We start from the raw sequence: 16,123 nt of genomic DNA, 5'->3' as shown, positions 1-16,123 counted from the left end.
TCTCCCACGGATTTCCCCGGAAGGACAGGTCATGCTCGACAACGGCATCCCGGTACGGATCCCGCCCGCCCCGCGTCCGCCGGGGCCCGGTGTTCACCGACGCTACGCGGCCTATTGCGCCATGTCTGCTTCGATCATGCTGCTCGCCGCGGCGATCTGGCTGTCGACGCGGGTGCAGCCGAACACCGCGTGGCACGACATCGCGTTGTTCGCCCACCTCGCGTCGCTCGTGCTCGGCTTGGGCGCGGTCCTGGTGGCGGACTGGTTCTTCGCCCTGTGGGCCCTCGGCCGGGTGCCGTTCGCCGAGGCCGTCCGCAGCGCGTCGCGCCTGCACCTGCTGGTCTGGGGCGGGGTGACGGGCCTGGTCGCGAGCGGCGCGCTGCTGTCGCCCGACCTCGGGTCCGCGGCCACGGTCGTGAAGCTCTGCCTCGTCGGCGTGCTGGCCGTCAACGGCGTGCACGCGACGACGCTGGGCGGGCGGATGGCGCTGGTCGACGACCCGGTCCCGGCGCGCCTGCTCGTCCGGGGCGGCCTCACCACGGCGGTCTCGCAGCTGTGCTGGTGGGGCGCGGTCGTCATCGGCTTCCTGAACGCGACGCGGTGAACGTGTCCGGATCCGGCCAGACCGCCTGCCCCGCTTCGCGGCACCCTGAGTTCTCCCCCGAGAGAGGAAAAAAGGATGATCGCCAAACTGGTCCGCGCGGTGAGCGCGGCGATGCGTCCGGCGCCGTCGGCCACCACGGTGGCGCAGCGCATCGACGCGGCCCGGTCGCAGCCGGGTTACCTCATGACGATCGAGCTGTTCCGCTTGCGCGGCCTGGGCTGACCCGGCTCGCTCGCTTCGCCGGCCGTGCGCCGCCCGGGCTGGGCCACCCCCAGCCCGACCGCCCGCCCGCCTCGACGAATCGAGTGAACCCATGACGCACCAACGGCTCCTGATGTGTTCCGCGCGGTACTTCCGCGTCGACTACGAGATCAACCCGTACATGCACGTCGCGGTCCAGCCCGACGTGGACGCCGCCCTCACCGAGCACGAGAACATCGTGGAGGCGCACCTGGCCGCCGGCCGCAAGGTCGAGTTCGTCGACGCGGACCCGGCGTGTCCCGACATGACCTACACCGCCAACGCGGCGGTGGTCCAGGGCAACCGCGCGGTGCTGGCCACGCTCCCGGCCGAGCGGGCCCCGGAAACCCCGCACCACCGGGCCTGGCTGGAATCCCACGGCTTCGAGGTGGCCTCGACGCGCTACGCGTTCAGCGGCCAGGGCGACGCGCTGGCGTGCGGCTCGCTGCTGCTGGCCGCGCACGGGCAGCGCACGGACACCCGGGCGCTGCGCACGCTGGCGCGGCACCTGGACTACGACGTCGTCCCGCTCCGCACGACCAGTTCCCGGTGGTACGACCTGGATCTGGCGGTGGCGGTGATCAGTTCCGGTGTCCTGGCCTACAACCCGGAGGCGCTGGACGCGCCGAGCCTGCGTACTTTGCGCGGACTGGGCGTGGAGCTGATCGAGGTGGCCCCGGCCGAGGCGGCGGCGTTCGCGCTGAACCTGATCAGCGACGGCCGCACGGTGACGATGACCTCGGGCGCCCCGCGGCTCGCCGCGGACCTGCGGTCGATGGGCTTGACGGTGACGGAGCTGGACACGACGGAACTGCGCAAGGGCGGCGGCGGGATCCGCTGCACGGCGTTGACGCTGGACAACCCCTGACGGCCGGGTGCCCGGCGGGCTCGCCGGGCACCGCGGTTCGTCCGCGATGTTCGTCTCGGCTTCGACGTCGAGACGCTGCTGAACCGCCGCCGGGTGCTGCGCTGACTCCGAACGGAATCCGGCGCGGCCGTGGCGGCCATGGCCTACGGTGATCACCGTGGACGAGGGCATGGCGAGGGACCACGAGCCGGGCGAGGTCGCCTACCGGGTCCTGTCGATCCGGATGATCTGGTTCGCCTCCGCCGTGATCGTGGTGCTCGGCGTCGTGGTCGCGGTGTGGTTGCTGGCGGCCTTCGGCCACGGCGACGCGCAGGAGCGCAACCAGCTGGAGGCGATCAAGACGGCAGGCACCGTCGTCGTCGGGACGGGTGGGGCGGCGGCGCTGCTGCTCTCCGCGCGCCGGCAGCGGAGCACCGAGATCGGCCTCAAGCAGAAGGACCTGGACCAGGCGGCGGTGGCGCGCACGCACGCGCTGCAGGAGCGGATGGCCGAGGACGCCCGGCTGGACGCGGCGGAACGGCGGCTCACCGAGCTCTACAGCACCGCCGTGGACCAGCTGGGTTCGGAGCGGCTGGCGGTCCAGCTCGGCGGCCTCTACGCCCTGGAACGGCTCGGCCAGAGCAGCCCCGGCCAGCGGCAGACGATCGTCAACGTGTTCTGCGCGTACCTGCGGATGTTCACCGACGCGGCCGCCGACGTCGTCGAAAACCCCCTCGGGCAGCAGGGCCGAGTCCGGCAGGCCGTGGGCGAGGTGCTGGCGGCCCACCTGCGTCCCGACGCGCCGGACCACCGCTTCTGGCCGGACCTCGACCTCGACCTCGCCGGCGCGAGCCTGCTCGGCTTCGACCTGAGCGGCTGCCGGGTGCGGTCGGCCGGTTTCCACTCGGCGACGTTCGTGGGCCCGGCCCGCTTCGCCGCCGCGACGTTCACCGACGCGGCCGGCTTCGCCTCGGCGACGTTCACGGCGGAGGCGGACTTCACCGGGACGGCGTTCGGCGGCCACACGGATTTCGCGGCTGCGAGCTTCCGCGGCGACGCGGTGTTCGAATCGGCGAGCTTCGCCCACGGCCCGGAGTTCGCCGACGCGGTGTTCCTCACCCGTTCGCGCTTCGATTCGGCGGTGTTCACCTCGGGCTCGGTCTCGTTCGAGGACCTGCCGGACGAGCCGAAGAGGCAGTTGACCGCACTGCCGACGCACGTTCCCTACGCCGCGGTGCCGTCGGCCGAAGCTCTCCCGATCGGGTTGCGCATCGACGGAACCGCGGCCGTCTGGGACCCGCGGGCCGATCCGCACTTCGTGGCGTTCATGGGGCCGGAGTCGGGCAAGACGACACTGCTGCGCAGCATCCTGCGCGGCATCGTCGAGCGGCACACCCCGGCGGAGGCGGTCATCCTGCTGGTGGATTACCGCCGCACCTCGCTCGGTTACGTCGCGACCGAGCACCTGCTGGCCTACGCGGTGTCCCACGCCCAGCTCAGCACCATGATGGAGGAGGTCCGGGAATCGCTGCGGCGGCGGCTCCCCGGGCCCGACGTCACGCAGGAGCAGCTGAAGAACCGCAGCTGGTGGTCCGGACCGGACCTGTACGTGGTCGTGGACGACGCCGAACTCGTCGCGCCCGGCGACGTCGACCCGTTCGAACCACTGCGCGAGTTCCTGCCGCAGGCGCAGGACGTCGGCCTCCACCTGGTGGTGGCCCGCCGCACGGAGGGAGCGTCCGCCGCGCTGGAGCACGGGGTGCTGAACACGTTGGCCGGGCTGCAGACCCCGGGCGTCATCGGCGACGGCGACTTCCGCGAGGGACCGCTGGTGTTCGGAGTCTGGCCGTCGGCCCTGATGCCGGGCCGCGTGACGGCCGTCAGCAGGCGCTACGGCCAGGAGCTGGTCCAGCTCGCGTGGCCGGAGCCCGACCCCCTGGAATCCCCGTCCGGCTGAAGTGTCATCGCCGAGATGTCGGGCAGCCGGTCGGCGCCGTCGAAGTCCGCTGACAGCAGGAACTCGAGGACATCGCGCTCCGCCCGCGTCAGATCCCGGGCGTGCTCATCTAAAACCGCCTTTGAGGTTTCTTTCACCCACCCCGGACAAGCTACGGCGGTCCCGGGAAGCGAGGAAGGCCGGCGAGGCGTCCTCACGGGGTCCACCTTGGAGGTCACCTTGATCGCACGACGACTACTGGGCGCCGTCGCCGCCGCAACGCTGGCCGGATCGGCCCTGACGTTGCTCGGCGCGACGGCGGCGTACGCGGACACCAGAACCGACATCCGCGACCTCGCCAGAGCCAACCTCGGCGTCACCATCTGCGGCACCAACAGCCTCGGCGGCACCGGCTACGAAAGCAGCTGCGCCAACCACGAAGCCTGGTGCGCGGACTTCGCCATGTGGGTGTGGGGCCACCACGGCGTCGACGTCACCGGGCTCAACGCCGCCGCGGGCAGCTTCTACCGCTACGGGCAGCGGAACGGGACGCTGCACGCCGACCCCGGCTACGTTCCCCGCGTCGGCGACGCCGCCGTCTTCAACTACGACGGCAACGGCTACGCCGACCACGTCGCCCTCGTCGACACCGTGAACGCGGACGGGACCATCCGGACGATCAACGGCAACTTCGGTGCCACGCCGGACACTTCCTCGGTGCAGACCGCGACCGGCGGCGGCCGGGTCGGGCAGAGCGTCGCCGGCCAGACGATCTCCGGGTTCGTCAGCCCGCTCGTCCGGGAAGATGTGGACTCGGCCCAGACCGCGCGGGTGGTGTACCGGCCGGACACCGGCGTCACCGAGGTCTTCGGCCGGGGCACCGACGGCAAGCTGATCCACACCTACAACAGCGGCGGCGGCTGGTCGGACTGGTCGGCGATCGGCGACTGGAACCTTGCGGGCGACCCGGTGGCCCTCTACCGCCCCGACACGGCCACCACCGAGGTCTTCGCCCGCGGCGGCGACGGCAGCCTCATCCACACCTACAACAGCGGCGACGGCTGGTCGGCGTGGTCGGTGATCGGCGGCTGGAAGCTGCAGGGCAACCCCAGCGTCGTGTACGAGCCGGGCACCGGCACGACCGAAGTCTTCGCGCGCGGCACCGACGGCAAGCTCATCCACGTCTACAACTCCGGCGCCGGCTGGTCCGCCTGGTCCGCGATCGACGGCTGGACCATGGCGAGCGACCCGGTGGCGGTGCACCGGGCCGACACCGGCGTCACCGAGGTCTTCGCCCGCGGGACCGACGCCCGGCTGATCCACGTCTACAACGCCGGCGCCGGCTGGTCGGGGTGGTCGGCGATCGGCGACTGGGCGCTGAGCGGCGTGCCCGCGGTCGTCCACCCCACCGGATCCGGGGTCACCGAGGTCTTCGCCCGCGGCACCGACGGCAAGCTCGTCCACGTCTACAACGCCGGCGAAGGCTGGTCGGCCTGGTCGGCGATCGGCGCCTGGACGTTCGACGGCAGCCCGGCCGTGGTCGAGCAGCCGTCCTCCGGCGTCACCGAAGTCTTCGCCCGCGGCACCGACGGCAAGCTGATCCACGTCTACAACGGTGGTGCCGGGTGGTCGGCCTGGTCGGCGATCGGCGACTGGGCGCTGGGTGGCCAGCCGCTGCCGGTCCACCGGCCCGGCGACGGCGTCACCGAAGTCTTCGCCCGCGGGGCCGACGCCCGGCTGGTCCACGTCTACAACGCCGGTGCCGGGTGGTCGGCCTGGTCTTCGATCGGCGACTGGCAGCTCGCCGAAGAGAACGGGGGTGCGGCGTGAACCGCTGGACACTGCGAGCCGGAACCGCCTTCGGCGCCTTGGCGCTGATCACGACGGTCGCCACGGCACCCGCCATCGCGGCACCGGCCGCGAAGACGACGACCACCGACGACGCACGGCTGGTGGACCCGGCCCGGCAGCGCGCGAACGAGGAGGCCGCGCTGGGCGGAACCCACCGGGCGCAGAGCACCTCGGACGACTTCATCGCGCTCGCCGGCCCGGCCGCCCAGCAGGTGCACGACGAATTCGACATCCCGGCGTCGGTGACGGTCGGCCAGGCGATCCTCGAGTCGAACTGGGGCGGCAGCAGCCTTTCGGCCAACGACAAGAACTACTTCGGCTTCAAGTGCGTCTCACCGGACTCGCCGGGCGGGATCGCGATCGGCTGCCGCCAGTACCCGACGACGGAGTGCGACCCGGCTTGCCACCCGGCCACCGCGTACTTCCGGGTGTACGCGTCGATGACGGACTCGTTCCGCGACTACGGCCGGCTGCTGACCACGTTCTCCGTCTACGCGGACGCCCTGCCCCACCGGCACGACCCGGACGCGTTCATCCAGCACGTCGCCGTGCACTACGCGACCGACCCGGACTACTCGGGCAAGGTCATCGGGCTGATGCAGACGTACGACCTGTACCGGTTCGACACCGCCGGCGGCGCCACGGCCACCCCGGTGTCCGCGGTGTACGAGCCGAACACCGGGACGACGGAAGTGTTCGCGCGCGGCGCGGCGGACAACCGGCTCGTCCACACCTACAACACCGGCGGCACCTGGCACGACTGGTCGGCCATCGGCGGCTGGCAGCTCGCGGGCCGGCCCGCCGCGGTGTACCAGGCGAACACCGGGACGACCGAGGTCTTCGCGCGCGGCACCGACGGGAAGCTGATCCACACCGACAGCTCGGCCTGGGGCACCTGGGCCGTCCTGCCGGACTGGCAGCTCGCCGGCGACCCGACGGCGATCTACGAACCCGACACCGGCGCGACCGCCGTCTTCGCCCGCGGCGGCGACGGAAAGCTCGTGCACATCTACAAGACCGCGGACAACGTCTGGCATTCGTGGACCACGCTCGGTGACTGGCGGATCACCGGCACCCCGTCGGTCGTCTACCAGGACGCGACCCGCTCGGTCGACGTCTTCGCCCGCGGCACCGACGGCAGGCTCGTCCACATCTACAAGACGGCCGACGGCACGTGGCACGACTGGTCCGCGGCCGGCGGCTGGCAGATCAGCGGCGACCCCGTCGCGGTGTACCAGGCCCACGACGGCAACACGGAGGTGTTCGCCCGGGGAACCGACGGCAAGCTCATCCACAACTACAGCGCGGCGAACTGGAACTACTGGTCCGCCATCGGCGACTGGACGTTCACCGGCACCCCGAGCGCGATCTACGAGCCGGGCACGAGGACAACGGAGGTGTTCGCCCGCGGCGCGGCCGACAACCGGCTGATCCACACGTACAACACGGGCGGCACCTGGCACGACTGGTCCACGGCGGGCGGCTGGCAGCTCGGCAGCGCACCGAGCGCGGTGTACCAGGACCACGACGGCAACGTCGAGGCGTTCGCCCGCGGAACGGACGGCAAGCTCATCCACAACTACAGCGCGGCGAACTGGAACTACTGGTCCGCCATCGGCGACTGGACCATCGCGAACTGACGCTCGCCCAAGGCCCCCGGGGATTCCTCGGGGGCCTTGTCAGCGGTCGAGCCACGGAGCGAGCAGCTTCTCCAGATCGTCATCCGACAGCGCCCGCGGGCCGCCGTGGAACTCGTGCCACCGCGCCGCATCACAGGCCGCTGTGTACTCCACCTCGTACGCGCGCATCAGCACGTACATGAACGTCACCGAGCTGAACCGCTCGCCCAGCAACGTCCGCGCCTCCCGGGCGACGTCCGTCGCGCCGGTGAAATCCGAGAGCTTCAACGATTCCGCAGCCGGGTCGAGCAGGCTGGGGGCATACATCACGACAATTTCTCCATCACTGAAACAAAAATCAGCCTTCGGCGGCCAGCTGGCCACAGGCCGCGGCAATCTCCTGGCCGCGGGTGTCCCGCACCGTGCACGCTACCCCGCCCGCGTTGACCAGCCGCACGAACTCCCGCTCCACCGGCTTCGGCGACGCGTCCCACTTCGAACCCGGCGTCGGGTTCAACGGGATCACGTTCACGTGCACGAGCTGACCCAGGTGCTGCCGCAACCGCTTGGCCAGCAGCTCCGCCCGCCACGGCTGGTCGTTGATGTCCCGGATCAACGCGTACTCGATGGACACCCGACGTCCCGAGGTGTCCGCGTAGTACCGCGCCGCCGACAGAACTTCGTCCACCGACCACCGGTTGTTCACCGGCACCAGCGTGTCCCGCAGCTCGTCGTCCGGCGTGTGCAGCGACACCGCGAGGCGCACCTGCATCTTCTCGTCCGCCAGCTTCCGGATCGCCGGCGCCAGCCCCACAGTGGACACCGTCACCGACCGCTGCCCGATCCCCAGACCACCCGGCGCGGGGTCCGTGATACGCCGGACCGCCGCGACCACGCGCTTGTAGTTGGCCAGGGGCTCACCCATGCCCATGAAGACGATGTTCGACAGCCGGCCGGGACCACCCGGCATCGTGCCGTCGCGCATGACCGCCGCCGCCGAGCGGACCTGGTCCACGATCTCCGCCGTCGACAGGTTGCGGTCCAGACCACCCTGGCCGGTCGCGCAGAACGGGCACGCCATGCCGCAGCCGGCCTGGCTCGAGATGCACAGCGTCGCGCGGTCCGGGTAGCGCATCAGGACGCTCTCCAGGAGCGTGCCGTCGTGGGCGCGCCAGAGCGTCTTGCGGGTCGCGCCCCGGTCGGCCTCCAGTGCGCGGACCTCCGTCAGCAGCGTCGGCATCAAATCCGAGACCAGCTTCGACCGCGAAGCCGCCGGGATGTCCGTCATCTCCGCCGGGTCGACCGTCAACCGCGAGAAGTAGTGGTTCGACAGCTGCTTCGCGCGGAACGGCTTCTCCCCCAGCTCGGCGACGGCGGCAGCGCGTTCGGCCACGGAGAGGTCGGCGAGGTGGCGCGGCGGCAGGCCGCGCTTGGGGGCGTCGAAGACGAGCGGGAGGGCAGTCATAACCTGACCAGTGTCCCACGCGCCCACCAGCACCGCCCGAACCGCCCTGGCCGAATGTACGCCAGGTCACCGGCGAAACCGGGAAGGCCGTCCGGGAGTCCAACAGCGGACGAAAGAGGTGAGCCCGTGTCCTTCCGGCACAACGTCCTGGCCCTCGCGGTGGTCTTGAGCGCCGCCGCCTGCAGCACGTCGACCGGCGGGCAGGCGCAGCCCGTACCCACGGTGACGAAGGCCGCCGGGCCGCAGGTCGTCGTCGGGACGATGCACGTCACGCTGCCCCCGGGCGCGAAGTACACCCAGGCGAGCGAAGACGGCCTGCTCGACGGCTGTGTCGCCGAAGGCACCGTCGTCTGCGAAGCCCGGCTGCTCGACCTGCACGAAGCGACCGCGGACCCCAACGCGCCCATCAACCTCCCGAGCGCGAAGCGCCCCTTCGGCTGGTACACCGGCACCGACGTGCCGACGTGCATCACCGCCGCGTCGCCGCCCGGGCAGGCCGCGGAGGCGACCGGCAGCAACCTCGTCGAATCCGGCTTCAAGCCGATCGGCACGAAGACGGCCGAGTACGGCCGCTGGGAAGTCACCTGCAAGGACGAGACCCAGAACAACCAGGTCCGGATGTGGTGGCTGCCGACGAGCAAGATCCTCGTCGTCCAGTACGGGGCCTTCGAAGGCTGGAACGAGAAGATGGACGCCCTGCTCGCCGGCGCGACCTTCAGCTGACGGCGTCGAGCGCGGCCCGGATGATCGCGTCCGTGTCGATGCCGTAGTAGCGGTAGACGTCCTCCAGTGACCCCGACTGCCCGAACTTCGTGACGCCCAGCGCGACCGACGGCACGCGGTTGATCCCCGCCAGGAACGCCAGCGTGTGCGGGTGCCCGTCGAGGACGGTCACCAACGGGCGAGCCCGCGAAGCCGGGAACACCTGGTCCAGGATCCACGACGAGCCGTCGCCCCGGCCCGACCGCGCCTGGACGGCCTCGAACAGCAGACCCGGGCTGGTCACGCACACGACGTCCGCCTCGACGCCCACCTGGGCCAGCCGCTCGGCCGCCGCCAGGGTGTCCGGCACCAGCGCGCCCATCGCCGCCAGCGTGACCACCGGTTCCGCAGCGCGCCGCAGCAGGTACGCGCCGGCCACCACCTGGCGGCGACGGCGTTCGCGCGCCGCCGGGTCGGTCGGCACGGCGGCGAGCGTCTGGTCGACCGGGCGCGTCGAGAGCCGGAAGTACGAGGACGTGCCGCCCGGCTTGCCGAGCCGGCCGAGCGCCGCCAGCAGCGTCCACTCGGTGTCGATCGCGAACGCCGGTTCGTAGCTGACGCAGCCGGGCTGCTCGATGCCGATCGACGGCGTGGTGATCGACTGGTGCGCGCCGCCTTCCGGGGCGAGCGTGACGCCGGACGGCGTGCCGATCAGGATCGACTGCCCGCCCGCGTAGATGCCGAACGACCACGGCTCCAGCGCGCGCTCGACGAACGGGTCGTACATGACGCCGATGGGCAGCAGCGGCTCGCCCCAGCGGCTCCAGGTCGCGCCCAGCTCGCCGAGCAGGCCGACCAGGTTCGTCTCGGCGATGCCCAGCTCGACGTGCTGGCCGGTCGGCTTCTCCCGCCAGTGCATGATCGTCTCGGGGTCGTCCTCGAACCAGTCGCGGCGCTCGGTGGCCGACCAGACGCCGACCTTGTTGACCCAGCCGCCGAGGTTGGTCGTCGAGCTGACGTCGGGGCTGACCGTCACGACGCGCTTCGCCGCTTCGGGCGCTTCGCGCGTCAGGTCGAGCAGGACGCGGCCCAGCGCCGCCTGCGTCGTAGCCGTCCCGGAAGGCGTACGCCCGATGTCGACGGGCAGTTCCAGCGAAGGCGCCGAAGGAACGTCCAGACGGCGAAGACGCGAAGCAACTTCGGCGCACAACGCGGCTTCAGGCGAGTCCGAGGCGAAGCCTTCCCACGGCGAAGCGAGGTCCGTACCCAGCGAAGCAGCCAGTTCTTCCATCTGCGAAACGGTCAGCAGCGAAGAGTGGTTCTGCGGGTGCCCCTGCGTGGGCAGCCCGCGGCCCTTGACGGTGTAGCAGAAGATCACCGTCGGCCGGTCGTCCGAAATGGACGCGAAGGCCTCGTCGAGCGAGCCGAGGTCGTGACCGCCCAGGTTGCGGACGGCGGCCAGCAGCGTCTCGTCGTCCAGCGACGCCACGAGCGAGGCCAACGCCGCGTCCCCCGCGGGCAGCCGGTCGCGCACCTGGCCCGCGTCGCAGCGCAGCAGCCGCTGGTACTCGGGGTTCGGCATCCCGTCGATCCGGGCGCGCAGCTCGGCGCCACCCGGCCGGGTGAACAGCTCCTCCAGCAGGCGGCCGTACTTCAGCGTCAGCACCTGCCAGCCCGCCGCGTCGAACATGCCCTGCAGCCGCCCGGCCGCGATGTTCGGGACGACGCGGTCGAGCGACTGGCGGTTGAGGTCGACGATCCAGACGATCTCGCCGAGCTCGGCGACGGCCGGGTCGAGGATGGCCTCCCAGATCGCGCCCTCGTCCAGCTCGGCGTCGCCGACCAGCGAGTACTGGCGGCCGGTGCCGGCCGAAGACCCCCGGGTCGTCAGGTAGCGGCGCGCCAGCGCGCCCCAGATCGGGGCGGTCGCGCCGATGCCGACCGAGCCGGTCGAGTAGTCGACGGGGTCGGGGTCCTTGGCGCGGCTCGGGTAGCTCTGCAGGCCGCCGAACTCGCGCAGCGTCGGCAGGTAGGCCTCGTCCAGCTCGCCGAGCAGGTAGTTGATCGCGTGGAGCACCGGCGACGCGTGCGGCTTCGCCGAGACGCGGTCCTCGGGCCGCAGGTGCCGGAACCACAGCGACGTCATGATCGAGACCAGCGAGGCGCACGACGCCTGGTGCCCGCCGACCTTGAGCCCCGACGGGTTGGGCCGGACCCGGTTGGCCTGGTGCACGATCGCCGTGGCGAGCCAGAGGACCCGCTGCTCGATCGCGGTGAGCGCCGGGGCGGTCACGGGGGCATGGGTCATCGTCGACACACCTTTCGTGCAGGAAGCGCACACCAGGACAGCACTGGTGGACGCAACGCACAACCGATGCCACCGCGAGTGCGCAGAATGCACACCGGAAGCGGACGGCTCAGGTCTCCGGGTGCGCAGAATGCACGCGGTCCAGCAGGGGCGTCAGGCGGTACGGGACGAGCTCGCGCATGACGAGCGAGATGTTCGTCCGCTCGACCCCGGGCGAGGCGAGGATGCGCCCGGCGATGCGGTAGAGGTCGTCGGCGTCGACGGCCACCACCTGCACCATCAGGTCGCTCGCCCCGGTCAGCCCGCACACCTCGGTGACCTCGGGGATCGTGGACAGGGCGTCGGCGATCTCGGCCAGGCGCCGCTGGTCGACCATCGCGTTGACGAAGGCCCGCAGCGGGTAGCCCAGCCGGGCCGGGTCGATGCGGCGTTCGAACGACCGGAGGACGCCACGCTGCTCGAGCCGCACGAGCCGGGCCTGCACGGTGTTGCGGGACAGGCCCAGCCGCTCGGCCAGCGCGACCGCCGTGGCCCGGGGGTCCTCCCCCAGCGCTTCCAGCAGACGCGCGTCGATCTCGTCGATGATTTCCGGCACGCGCCCGATCTTCTCAGCCCAGGTACTTCTGAAGGTCGTCGAGGACCTTCATCGCCCCGATCGGGCCCAACCCGAGGAACCACACCTCGTCGGCCACCGGGATCGCGTGCTTCGCCTTCACCGCACCCAGCCCGGCCCACAGCCCGCTGCTCGTGACGGCCTTCTCGTCCGCGCTGGGCCCGGCGCCGTAGCTGGAGTAGAAGATCCAGTCGGCGTCGGCCTCGTCGATGCGCTCCTTCGAGATCTGCGCGGCCAGCTCGTTGATGTTCTGGTTCGCGGGCCGTTCGAGACCGACGTCCTTGAGGATCACGCCGATGAAGGACAGGTTGCCGTAGAGCCGGATGTTGCCCGAGAGGAACCGCAGCAGCGAGATCTTCGGCGCGCCCTTGACCGACGCCTTCACCTCGTTCGCGCGCTTCTGGTAGTCGTTCAGCAGCCCGACGGCCTTCGTCTCGTCGCCGAGCGAAGCACCGACCAGCAGCAGGTTCTCCTTCCACGGGAACCCGGGCCGGATGCTGAACACCGTCGGCGCGATCTTCGACAGCTGCGGGTAGAGGTCGTTGGCCCGCAGCTTGCTGCCGACGATGAGGTCCGGCGTCAGCGCCGCGATCTGCTCGAGGTCGAGGTTGTTGATGTCCCCGACCGTCGGGATCCCCTTGACGCGGTCGGCGAGGTAGGACGGCACGCCGCTCTGCCCGGCCGTCGTCGCCATCCCGACGGGCGTGACGCCGAGCGCGAGGACGTCGTCGAGTTCGCCGCTGTCCAGGACCACGACCCGCGTGGGCTTCTTGTCGAGCTTCGTCTTGCCCAGCGCGTGCGTGACGGTGCGCGGGAAGACGCCGGGGCCGACGTCCGCGCCGAGCTTGGCCGTCTCGCTGTCCGCGGTCGAGAACAGCCGGCCACCGGTGGCGACCTCCTGGTCGCCGACGCCCGAACTGCTGGGTTTCGCCGGCTGCGAGCAGGCGGCGAGCAGGGTGCCGGCCGCGAGCACGGCGGCTGGGCGTGTCCACTTAGGACGCATCGGGGGTGCCTTCTTCCTGAGGGGTGGCCCGCCGCCGGCCGATCGGGACGACCAGGGGCGTGGCGGAGACCGGGTCTTGGATGACCTGGCAGGGCATGCCGAAGACGTCGGCGACGAGGTCGGCGGTGAGGATGTCGGCGGGGGCGCCTTCGGCGGCGATCCGGCCGTCCTTCATCGCGATCAGGTGGTCGCCGTAGCGGGCGGCCAGGTTGAGGTCGTGCAGGACGATGACGATCGTCCGGCCGTCCTCGGCGTTCAGCTCGGCCAGCAGGTCCAGGACCTCGACCTGGTGGGCGATGTCGAGGAACGTCGTGGGCTCGTCGAGCAGCAGCAACGGCGTCCGCTGCGCCAGGGCCATCGCGATCCAGACGCGCTGGCGCTGCCCGCCGGACAGCTCGTCGACCGGCCGGTCGGCCAGCTCGACGGTGTCGGTCGCGAGCATCGCCTTCGCGACGGCGTCGTCGTCCTCGGCACTCCAGCGGCGGAACATCCCCTGGTGGGGGTAACGGCCGCGGCCGACGAGGTCGGCGACGGTGATGCCCTCGGGCGCCGTCGGCGACTGCGGCAGCAGGCCCAGCACCGTCGCGACGTCCTTGCTGCGCAACGTCGTGATGCCCGTGCCGTCGAGGTAGACCGCACCTCGGGTGGGAGTCAGCAGCCGCGCCAGGCCGCGCAGCAGCGTCGACTTCCCGCACGCGTTGGTCCCGACGATCATGGTGACCTTGCCGGGCGGGATCCGCACGGACAGGTCCTTCACCACGCGCAGCGGGCCGTAGCCCAGCTCGAGGTTCTCGGTGTGCAGTGTCACGGCGTTCCCCTCACATCCGCCCCGCGCGGTTGGCGCTCGCGAGCAGCCACAGCAGGTAGGGCGCGCCCACCGCGCCGGTCACGACGCCGACCGGCAGCTGGGCGCCGAGCAGGTGCTGGGCCGCGAAGTCGCCCAGCAGGACCACGAGCGCGCCGGTGAGCGCCGCGGGCACGAGTCCCGCGCGAGCGCCGCCGACGAGCCGGGTGGCGATCGGGTTGGCCACGAACGCGACGAACGCGACCGGCCCGGCGGCGGCCGTCGCGAACGCGGCGAGCGCGACGGCGACCAGGAGCAGCGTCACGCGGGTGCGTTCGACGTTCAGCCCGAGCCCGGCGGCGGTGTCGTCGCCGAGCTGCAGCCCGGTGAGCGCCCGGCCCAGCAGCAGCGCCGCGGGCAGCAGGACGACGAGCGCGGCGGCCAACGGGCCGGCGTGGTCCCAGCCGCGGCCGTTGAGGTTGCCCGTCAGCCAGACGAGGGCCTGCTGGGCGAGCGTGACGTCGGCCCAGGTCATCAGGTACGAGACGACGCTGGTCAGCACCGCCCCGACCCCGACGCCGACGAGCACCAGCCGGTAGCCGGGAACGCCGCCTCGGCGCGCGAGGAGGTAGATCGTGGCGCCGGTGAGCAGCGCGCCGGCCAGTGCGGCGGCCGAGACGACCGCGCCGCCGGCGCCGAACAGCACGATCGCGACGACCGCCGCCGCGCTCGCGCCCTGCGTCACGCCGATGACGTCCGGGCTGGCGAGCGGATTGCGCAGCAGGCGCTGGAAGAGCGCGCCGGACGTCCCGAAGGCGACGCCGACGAGGACGGCCGTGACCGCGCGCGGCAGCCTCAGTTCGGTGACGACGTAGGCCGCGCGGCCGGCACTCCGTCCGAAGAGGAGCCCGGGCAGGTCGCCGAGCGGCACCGGGAAGTCGCCCACCGCCAGCGAAACCGCGAAGACGGCGACGATCGCCAGCAGCAGCACCAGTGTCACCGAACGGGCTCGGACCGAGCCCCGGCGGCGCGCGGCGGCGACCACCTCGACGGCGTTCACACCGCCACGACCTTCCGGCGGCGCACGAGGAAGACGAACACGGGCGCGCCGACGAGCGCCGTGACGATCCCGACCTGGACCTCGGCCGGACGCGCGACCACGCGGCCGACGACGTCGGAGACGAGCAGGAGCAGCGGGGCCAGCAGCGCGGAGTACGGCAGCAGCCAGCGGTGGTCCGGGCCGGTGAGCAGCCGGGCGGCGTGCGGCACGGTCAGCCCGACGAACGCGATCGGCCCGGCGATCGCCGTCGCCGACCCGCAGAGCACGACGACGGCCAGCGCGCACACCAGCCGCGCGAGCGGGACGTTCTGGCCGAGCGAGCGGGCGACGTCCTCGCCGAGCGCGAGCGCGTTGAGCAGCCGGGCCGAGACCAGCGCGAGGACCACGCCGGCGACCACGAACGGCACGGCCTGGGTGATCGTCGCGGCGTCCCGGCCGGTCAGCGAGCCGACCTGCCAGAAGCGGTACTGGTCGAACGTCGTGGCGTCGGTGAGCAGGAGCGCGCTGGTCACCGAGGCCAGGGCCGCGGTCACCGCCGCGCCGGCGAGCGCGAGCTTCACCGGTGTCGCCCCGGCCCGGCCGAGCGAGCTGACGCCGTAGACGACCGCGCCGGCCGCGGCGGCACCGGCGAAGCCGAACCAGACGTATCCGCCGACGCTCGTGATGCCGAAGGTGCCGATGCCCAGGACGACGAAGAGGGCCGCCCCCGCGTTGACGCCGAGCAGGCCCGGGTCGGCCAGCGGGTTGCGCGTCGCGCCTTGGATGACGGCGCCGGACAGGCCCAGCGCGACGCCGGCGAGCACCCCGGCGAGCGTGCGCGGGAGCCGGAGCTCGCGGACCACGAGGTGGTCGGGGTTGCCCGGGTCGAAGTGGAAGAGCGCGTCCAGCACGGTGGCCGGGCTCAGGCCGCGGGTGCCGACGGCGATGCTGAGCAGCACGGCGGCGGCCACGGCCGCGGTGAGGACCACCAGCCCGGCCGTGAGCGGGAGCGATCGGGTCCGCACTGGTCGTTACCTCTGCTAACAGGTCTTTAGGCTTGCCTACCCTATGGCTCGGAACTTGAGGGCTCAAGTTCCGTGAGCGGCATCACC

The 16,123-nt window shown here is 71.9% G+C and carries 15 protein-coding genes; 7 read left to right on the top strand and 8 right to left on the bottom strand.

Going from position 1 to position 16,123, the window contains the following annotated elements:
• Window positions 1-121: 121 nt before the first annotated feature.
• From ACERZO_RS37640 to ACERZO_RS37615, 6 genes are all read left to right on the top strand, one after another.
• The gene (locus tag ACERZO_RS37640; protein WP_372670667.1) at window positions 122-604 is read left to right on the top strand and encodes a hypothetical protein; all 483 of its coding nucleotides are present in this window, start codon (window positions 122-124) and stop codon (window positions 602-604) included.
• Window positions 605-679: 75 nt separating this feature from the next.
• Window positions 680-826 (top strand): hypothetical protein, encoded by a 147-nt coding sequence (locus tag ACERZO_RS37635; RefSeq protein ID WP_372670665.1) that lies wholly within the window; start codon window positions 680-682, stop codon window positions 824-826.
• Between the two features lie 91 nt (window positions 827-917).
• Window positions 918-1,712, top strand: a complete 795-nt coding sequence (locus tag ACERZO_RS37630; protein WP_372670663.1) for a dimethylarginine dimethylaminohydrolase family protein — start codon at window positions 918-920, stop codon at window positions 1,710-1,712.
• Between the two features lie 157 nt (window positions 1,713-1,869).
• A complete protein-coding gene (locus ACERZO_RS37625) occupies window positions 1,870-3,648 on the top strand; it encodes a hypothetical protein (protein ID WP_372670661.1) in 1,779 nt (592 codons plus the stop codon).
• Between the two features lie 219 nt (window positions 3,649-3,867).
• Window positions 3,868-5,457, top strand: a complete 1,590-nt coding sequence (locus ACERZO_RS37620) for a CHAP domain-containing protein (protein ID WP_372670659.1) — start codon at window positions 3,868-3,870, stop codon at window positions 5,455-5,457.
• On the top strand, window positions 5,454-7,118 hold the full coding sequence (locus ACERZO_RS37615) for a glucosaminidase domain-containing protein (RefSeq protein ID WP_372670657.1): 1,665 nt from the start codon (window positions 5,454-5,456) through the stop codon (window positions 7,116-7,118). The genes ACERZO_RS37620 and ACERZO_RS37615 overlap by 4 nt, the downstream gene beginning before the upstream one ends.
• A gap of 39 nt (window positions 7,119-7,157) precedes the next feature.
• Here ACERZO_RS37615 and ACERZO_RS37610 read toward each other — a convergent pair whose 3' ends face one another.
• The gene (locus ACERZO_RS37610) at window positions 7,158-7,424 is read right to left on the bottom strand and encodes a hypothetical protein (protein WP_372670656.1); all 267 of its coding nucleotides are present in this window, start codon (window positions 7,422-7,424) and stop codon (window positions 7,158-7,160) included.
• 31 nt (window positions 7,425-7,455) lie between these two features.
• On the bottom strand, window positions 7,456-8,562 hold the full coding sequence (gene rlmN / locus ACERZO_RS37605; protein WP_372670654.1) for a 23S rRNA (adenine(2503)-C(2))-methyltransferase RlmN: 1,107 nt from the start codon (window positions 8,560-8,562) through the stop codon (window positions 7,456-7,458).
• Window positions 8,563-8,688: 126 nt separating this feature from the next.
• Here rlmN and ACERZO_RS37600 point away from each other — a divergent pair, with 126 nt between their 5' ends.
• Entirely contained in the window at window positions 8,689-9,285 is a 597-nt protein-coding gene (locus tag ACERZO_RS37600; RefSeq protein ID WP_372670653.1) for a hypothetical protein, read from the top strand.
• Here the strand turns inward: ACERZO_RS37600 and ACERZO_RS37595 are convergent.
• The 6 genes from ACERZO_RS37595 to ACERZO_RS37570 all read right to left on the bottom strand — a co-directional run bounded on the left by ACERZO_RS37595 (window position 9,278) and on the right by ACERZO_RS37570 (window position 16,036).
• A complete protein-coding gene (locus tag ACERZO_RS37595; RefSeq protein ID WP_372670651.1) occupies window positions 9,278-11,572 on the bottom strand; it encodes a transketolase-like TK C-terminal-containing protein in 2,295 nt (764 codons plus the stop codon). The genes ACERZO_RS37600 and ACERZO_RS37595 overlap by 8 nt on opposite strands.
• Window positions 11,573-11,681: 109 nt before the next feature.
• A complete protein-coding gene (locus ACERZO_RS37590; protein ID WP_372670649.1) occupies window positions 11,682-12,167 on the bottom strand; it encodes an Lrp/AsnC family transcriptional regulator in 486 nt (161 codons plus the stop codon).
• A 13-nt stretch (window positions 12,168-12,180) separates the two neighbouring features.
• On the bottom strand, window positions 12,181-13,188 hold the full coding sequence (locus tag ACERZO_RS37585; protein WP_372670647.1) for an ABC transporter substrate-binding protein: 1,008 nt from the start codon (window positions 13,186-13,188) through the stop codon (window positions 12,181-12,183).
• The gene (locus tag ACERZO_RS37580; protein WP_372670646.1) at window positions 13,178-13,996 is read right to left on the bottom strand and encodes an ABC transporter ATP-binding protein; all 819 of its coding nucleotides are present in this window, start codon (window positions 13,994-13,996) and stop codon (window positions 13,178-13,180) included. Before ACERZO_RS37580 ends, ACERZO_RS37585 begins: the two co-directional genes overlap by 11 nt.
• A 10-nt stretch (window positions 13,997-14,006) precedes the next feature.
• Window positions 14,007-15,032, bottom strand: a complete 1,026-nt coding sequence (locus ACERZO_RS37575) for a FecCD family ABC transporter permease (RefSeq protein ID WP_372670645.1) — start codon at window positions 15,030-15,032, stop codon at window positions 14,007-14,009.
• Complete coding sequence (locus ACERZO_RS37570; protein ID WP_372670644.1) at window positions 15,029-16,036, bottom strand: FecCD family ABC transporter permease; 1,008 nt, start codon at window positions 16,034-16,036, stop codon at window positions 15,029-15,031. The genes ACERZO_RS37575 and ACERZO_RS37570 overlap by 4 nt, the downstream gene beginning before the upstream one ends.
• Between the last annotated feature and the right edge of the window lie 87 nt (window positions 16,037-16,123).

Origin of the sequence: Amycolatopsis kentuckyensis (assembly GCF_041679295.1) — a bacterium.
GTDB lineage: Bacteria > Actinomycetota > Actinomycetes > Mycobacteriales > Pseudonocardiaceae > Amycolatopsis > Amycolatopsis kentuckyensis_A.
Note: the sequence above shows the minus strand (reverse complement) of the source record. Positions and strands in the feature narration are given on the sequence as shown.

What these genes read in the sequence shown, in the direction of transcription:
- rlmN (WP_372670654.1), bottom strand. Translation starts at nt 8,562, where the DNA reads ATGACTGCCCTCCCGCTCGTCTTCGACGCCCCCAAGCGCGGCCTGCCG.
- ACERZO_RS37595 (WP_372670651.1), bottom strand. Translation starts at nt 11,572, where the DNA reads ATGACCCATGCCCCCGTGACCGCCCCGGCGCTCACCGCGATCGAGCAG.
- ACERZO_RS37610 (WP_372670656.1), bottom strand. Translation starts at nt 7,424, where the DNA reads ATGTATGCCCCCAGCCTGCTCGACCCGGCTGCGGAATCGTTGAAGCTC.
- ACERZO_RS37640 (WP_372670667.1), top strand. Translation starts at nt 122, where the DNA reads ATGTCTGCTTCGATCATGCTGCTCGCCGCGGCGATCTGGCTGTCGACG.
- ACERZO_RS37635 (WP_372670665.1), top strand. Translation starts at nt 680, where the DNA reads ATGATCGCCAAACTGGTCCGCGCGGTGAGCGCGGCGATGCGTCCGGCG.
- ACERZO_RS37585 (WP_372670647.1), bottom strand. Translation starts at nt 13,188, where the DNA reads ATGCGTCCTAAGTGGACACGCCCAGCCGCCGTGCTCGCGGCCGGCACC.
- ACERZO_RS37630 (WP_372670663.1), top strand. Translation starts at nt 918, where the DNA reads ATGACGCACCAACGGCTCCTGATGTGTTCCGCGCGGTACTTCCGCGTC.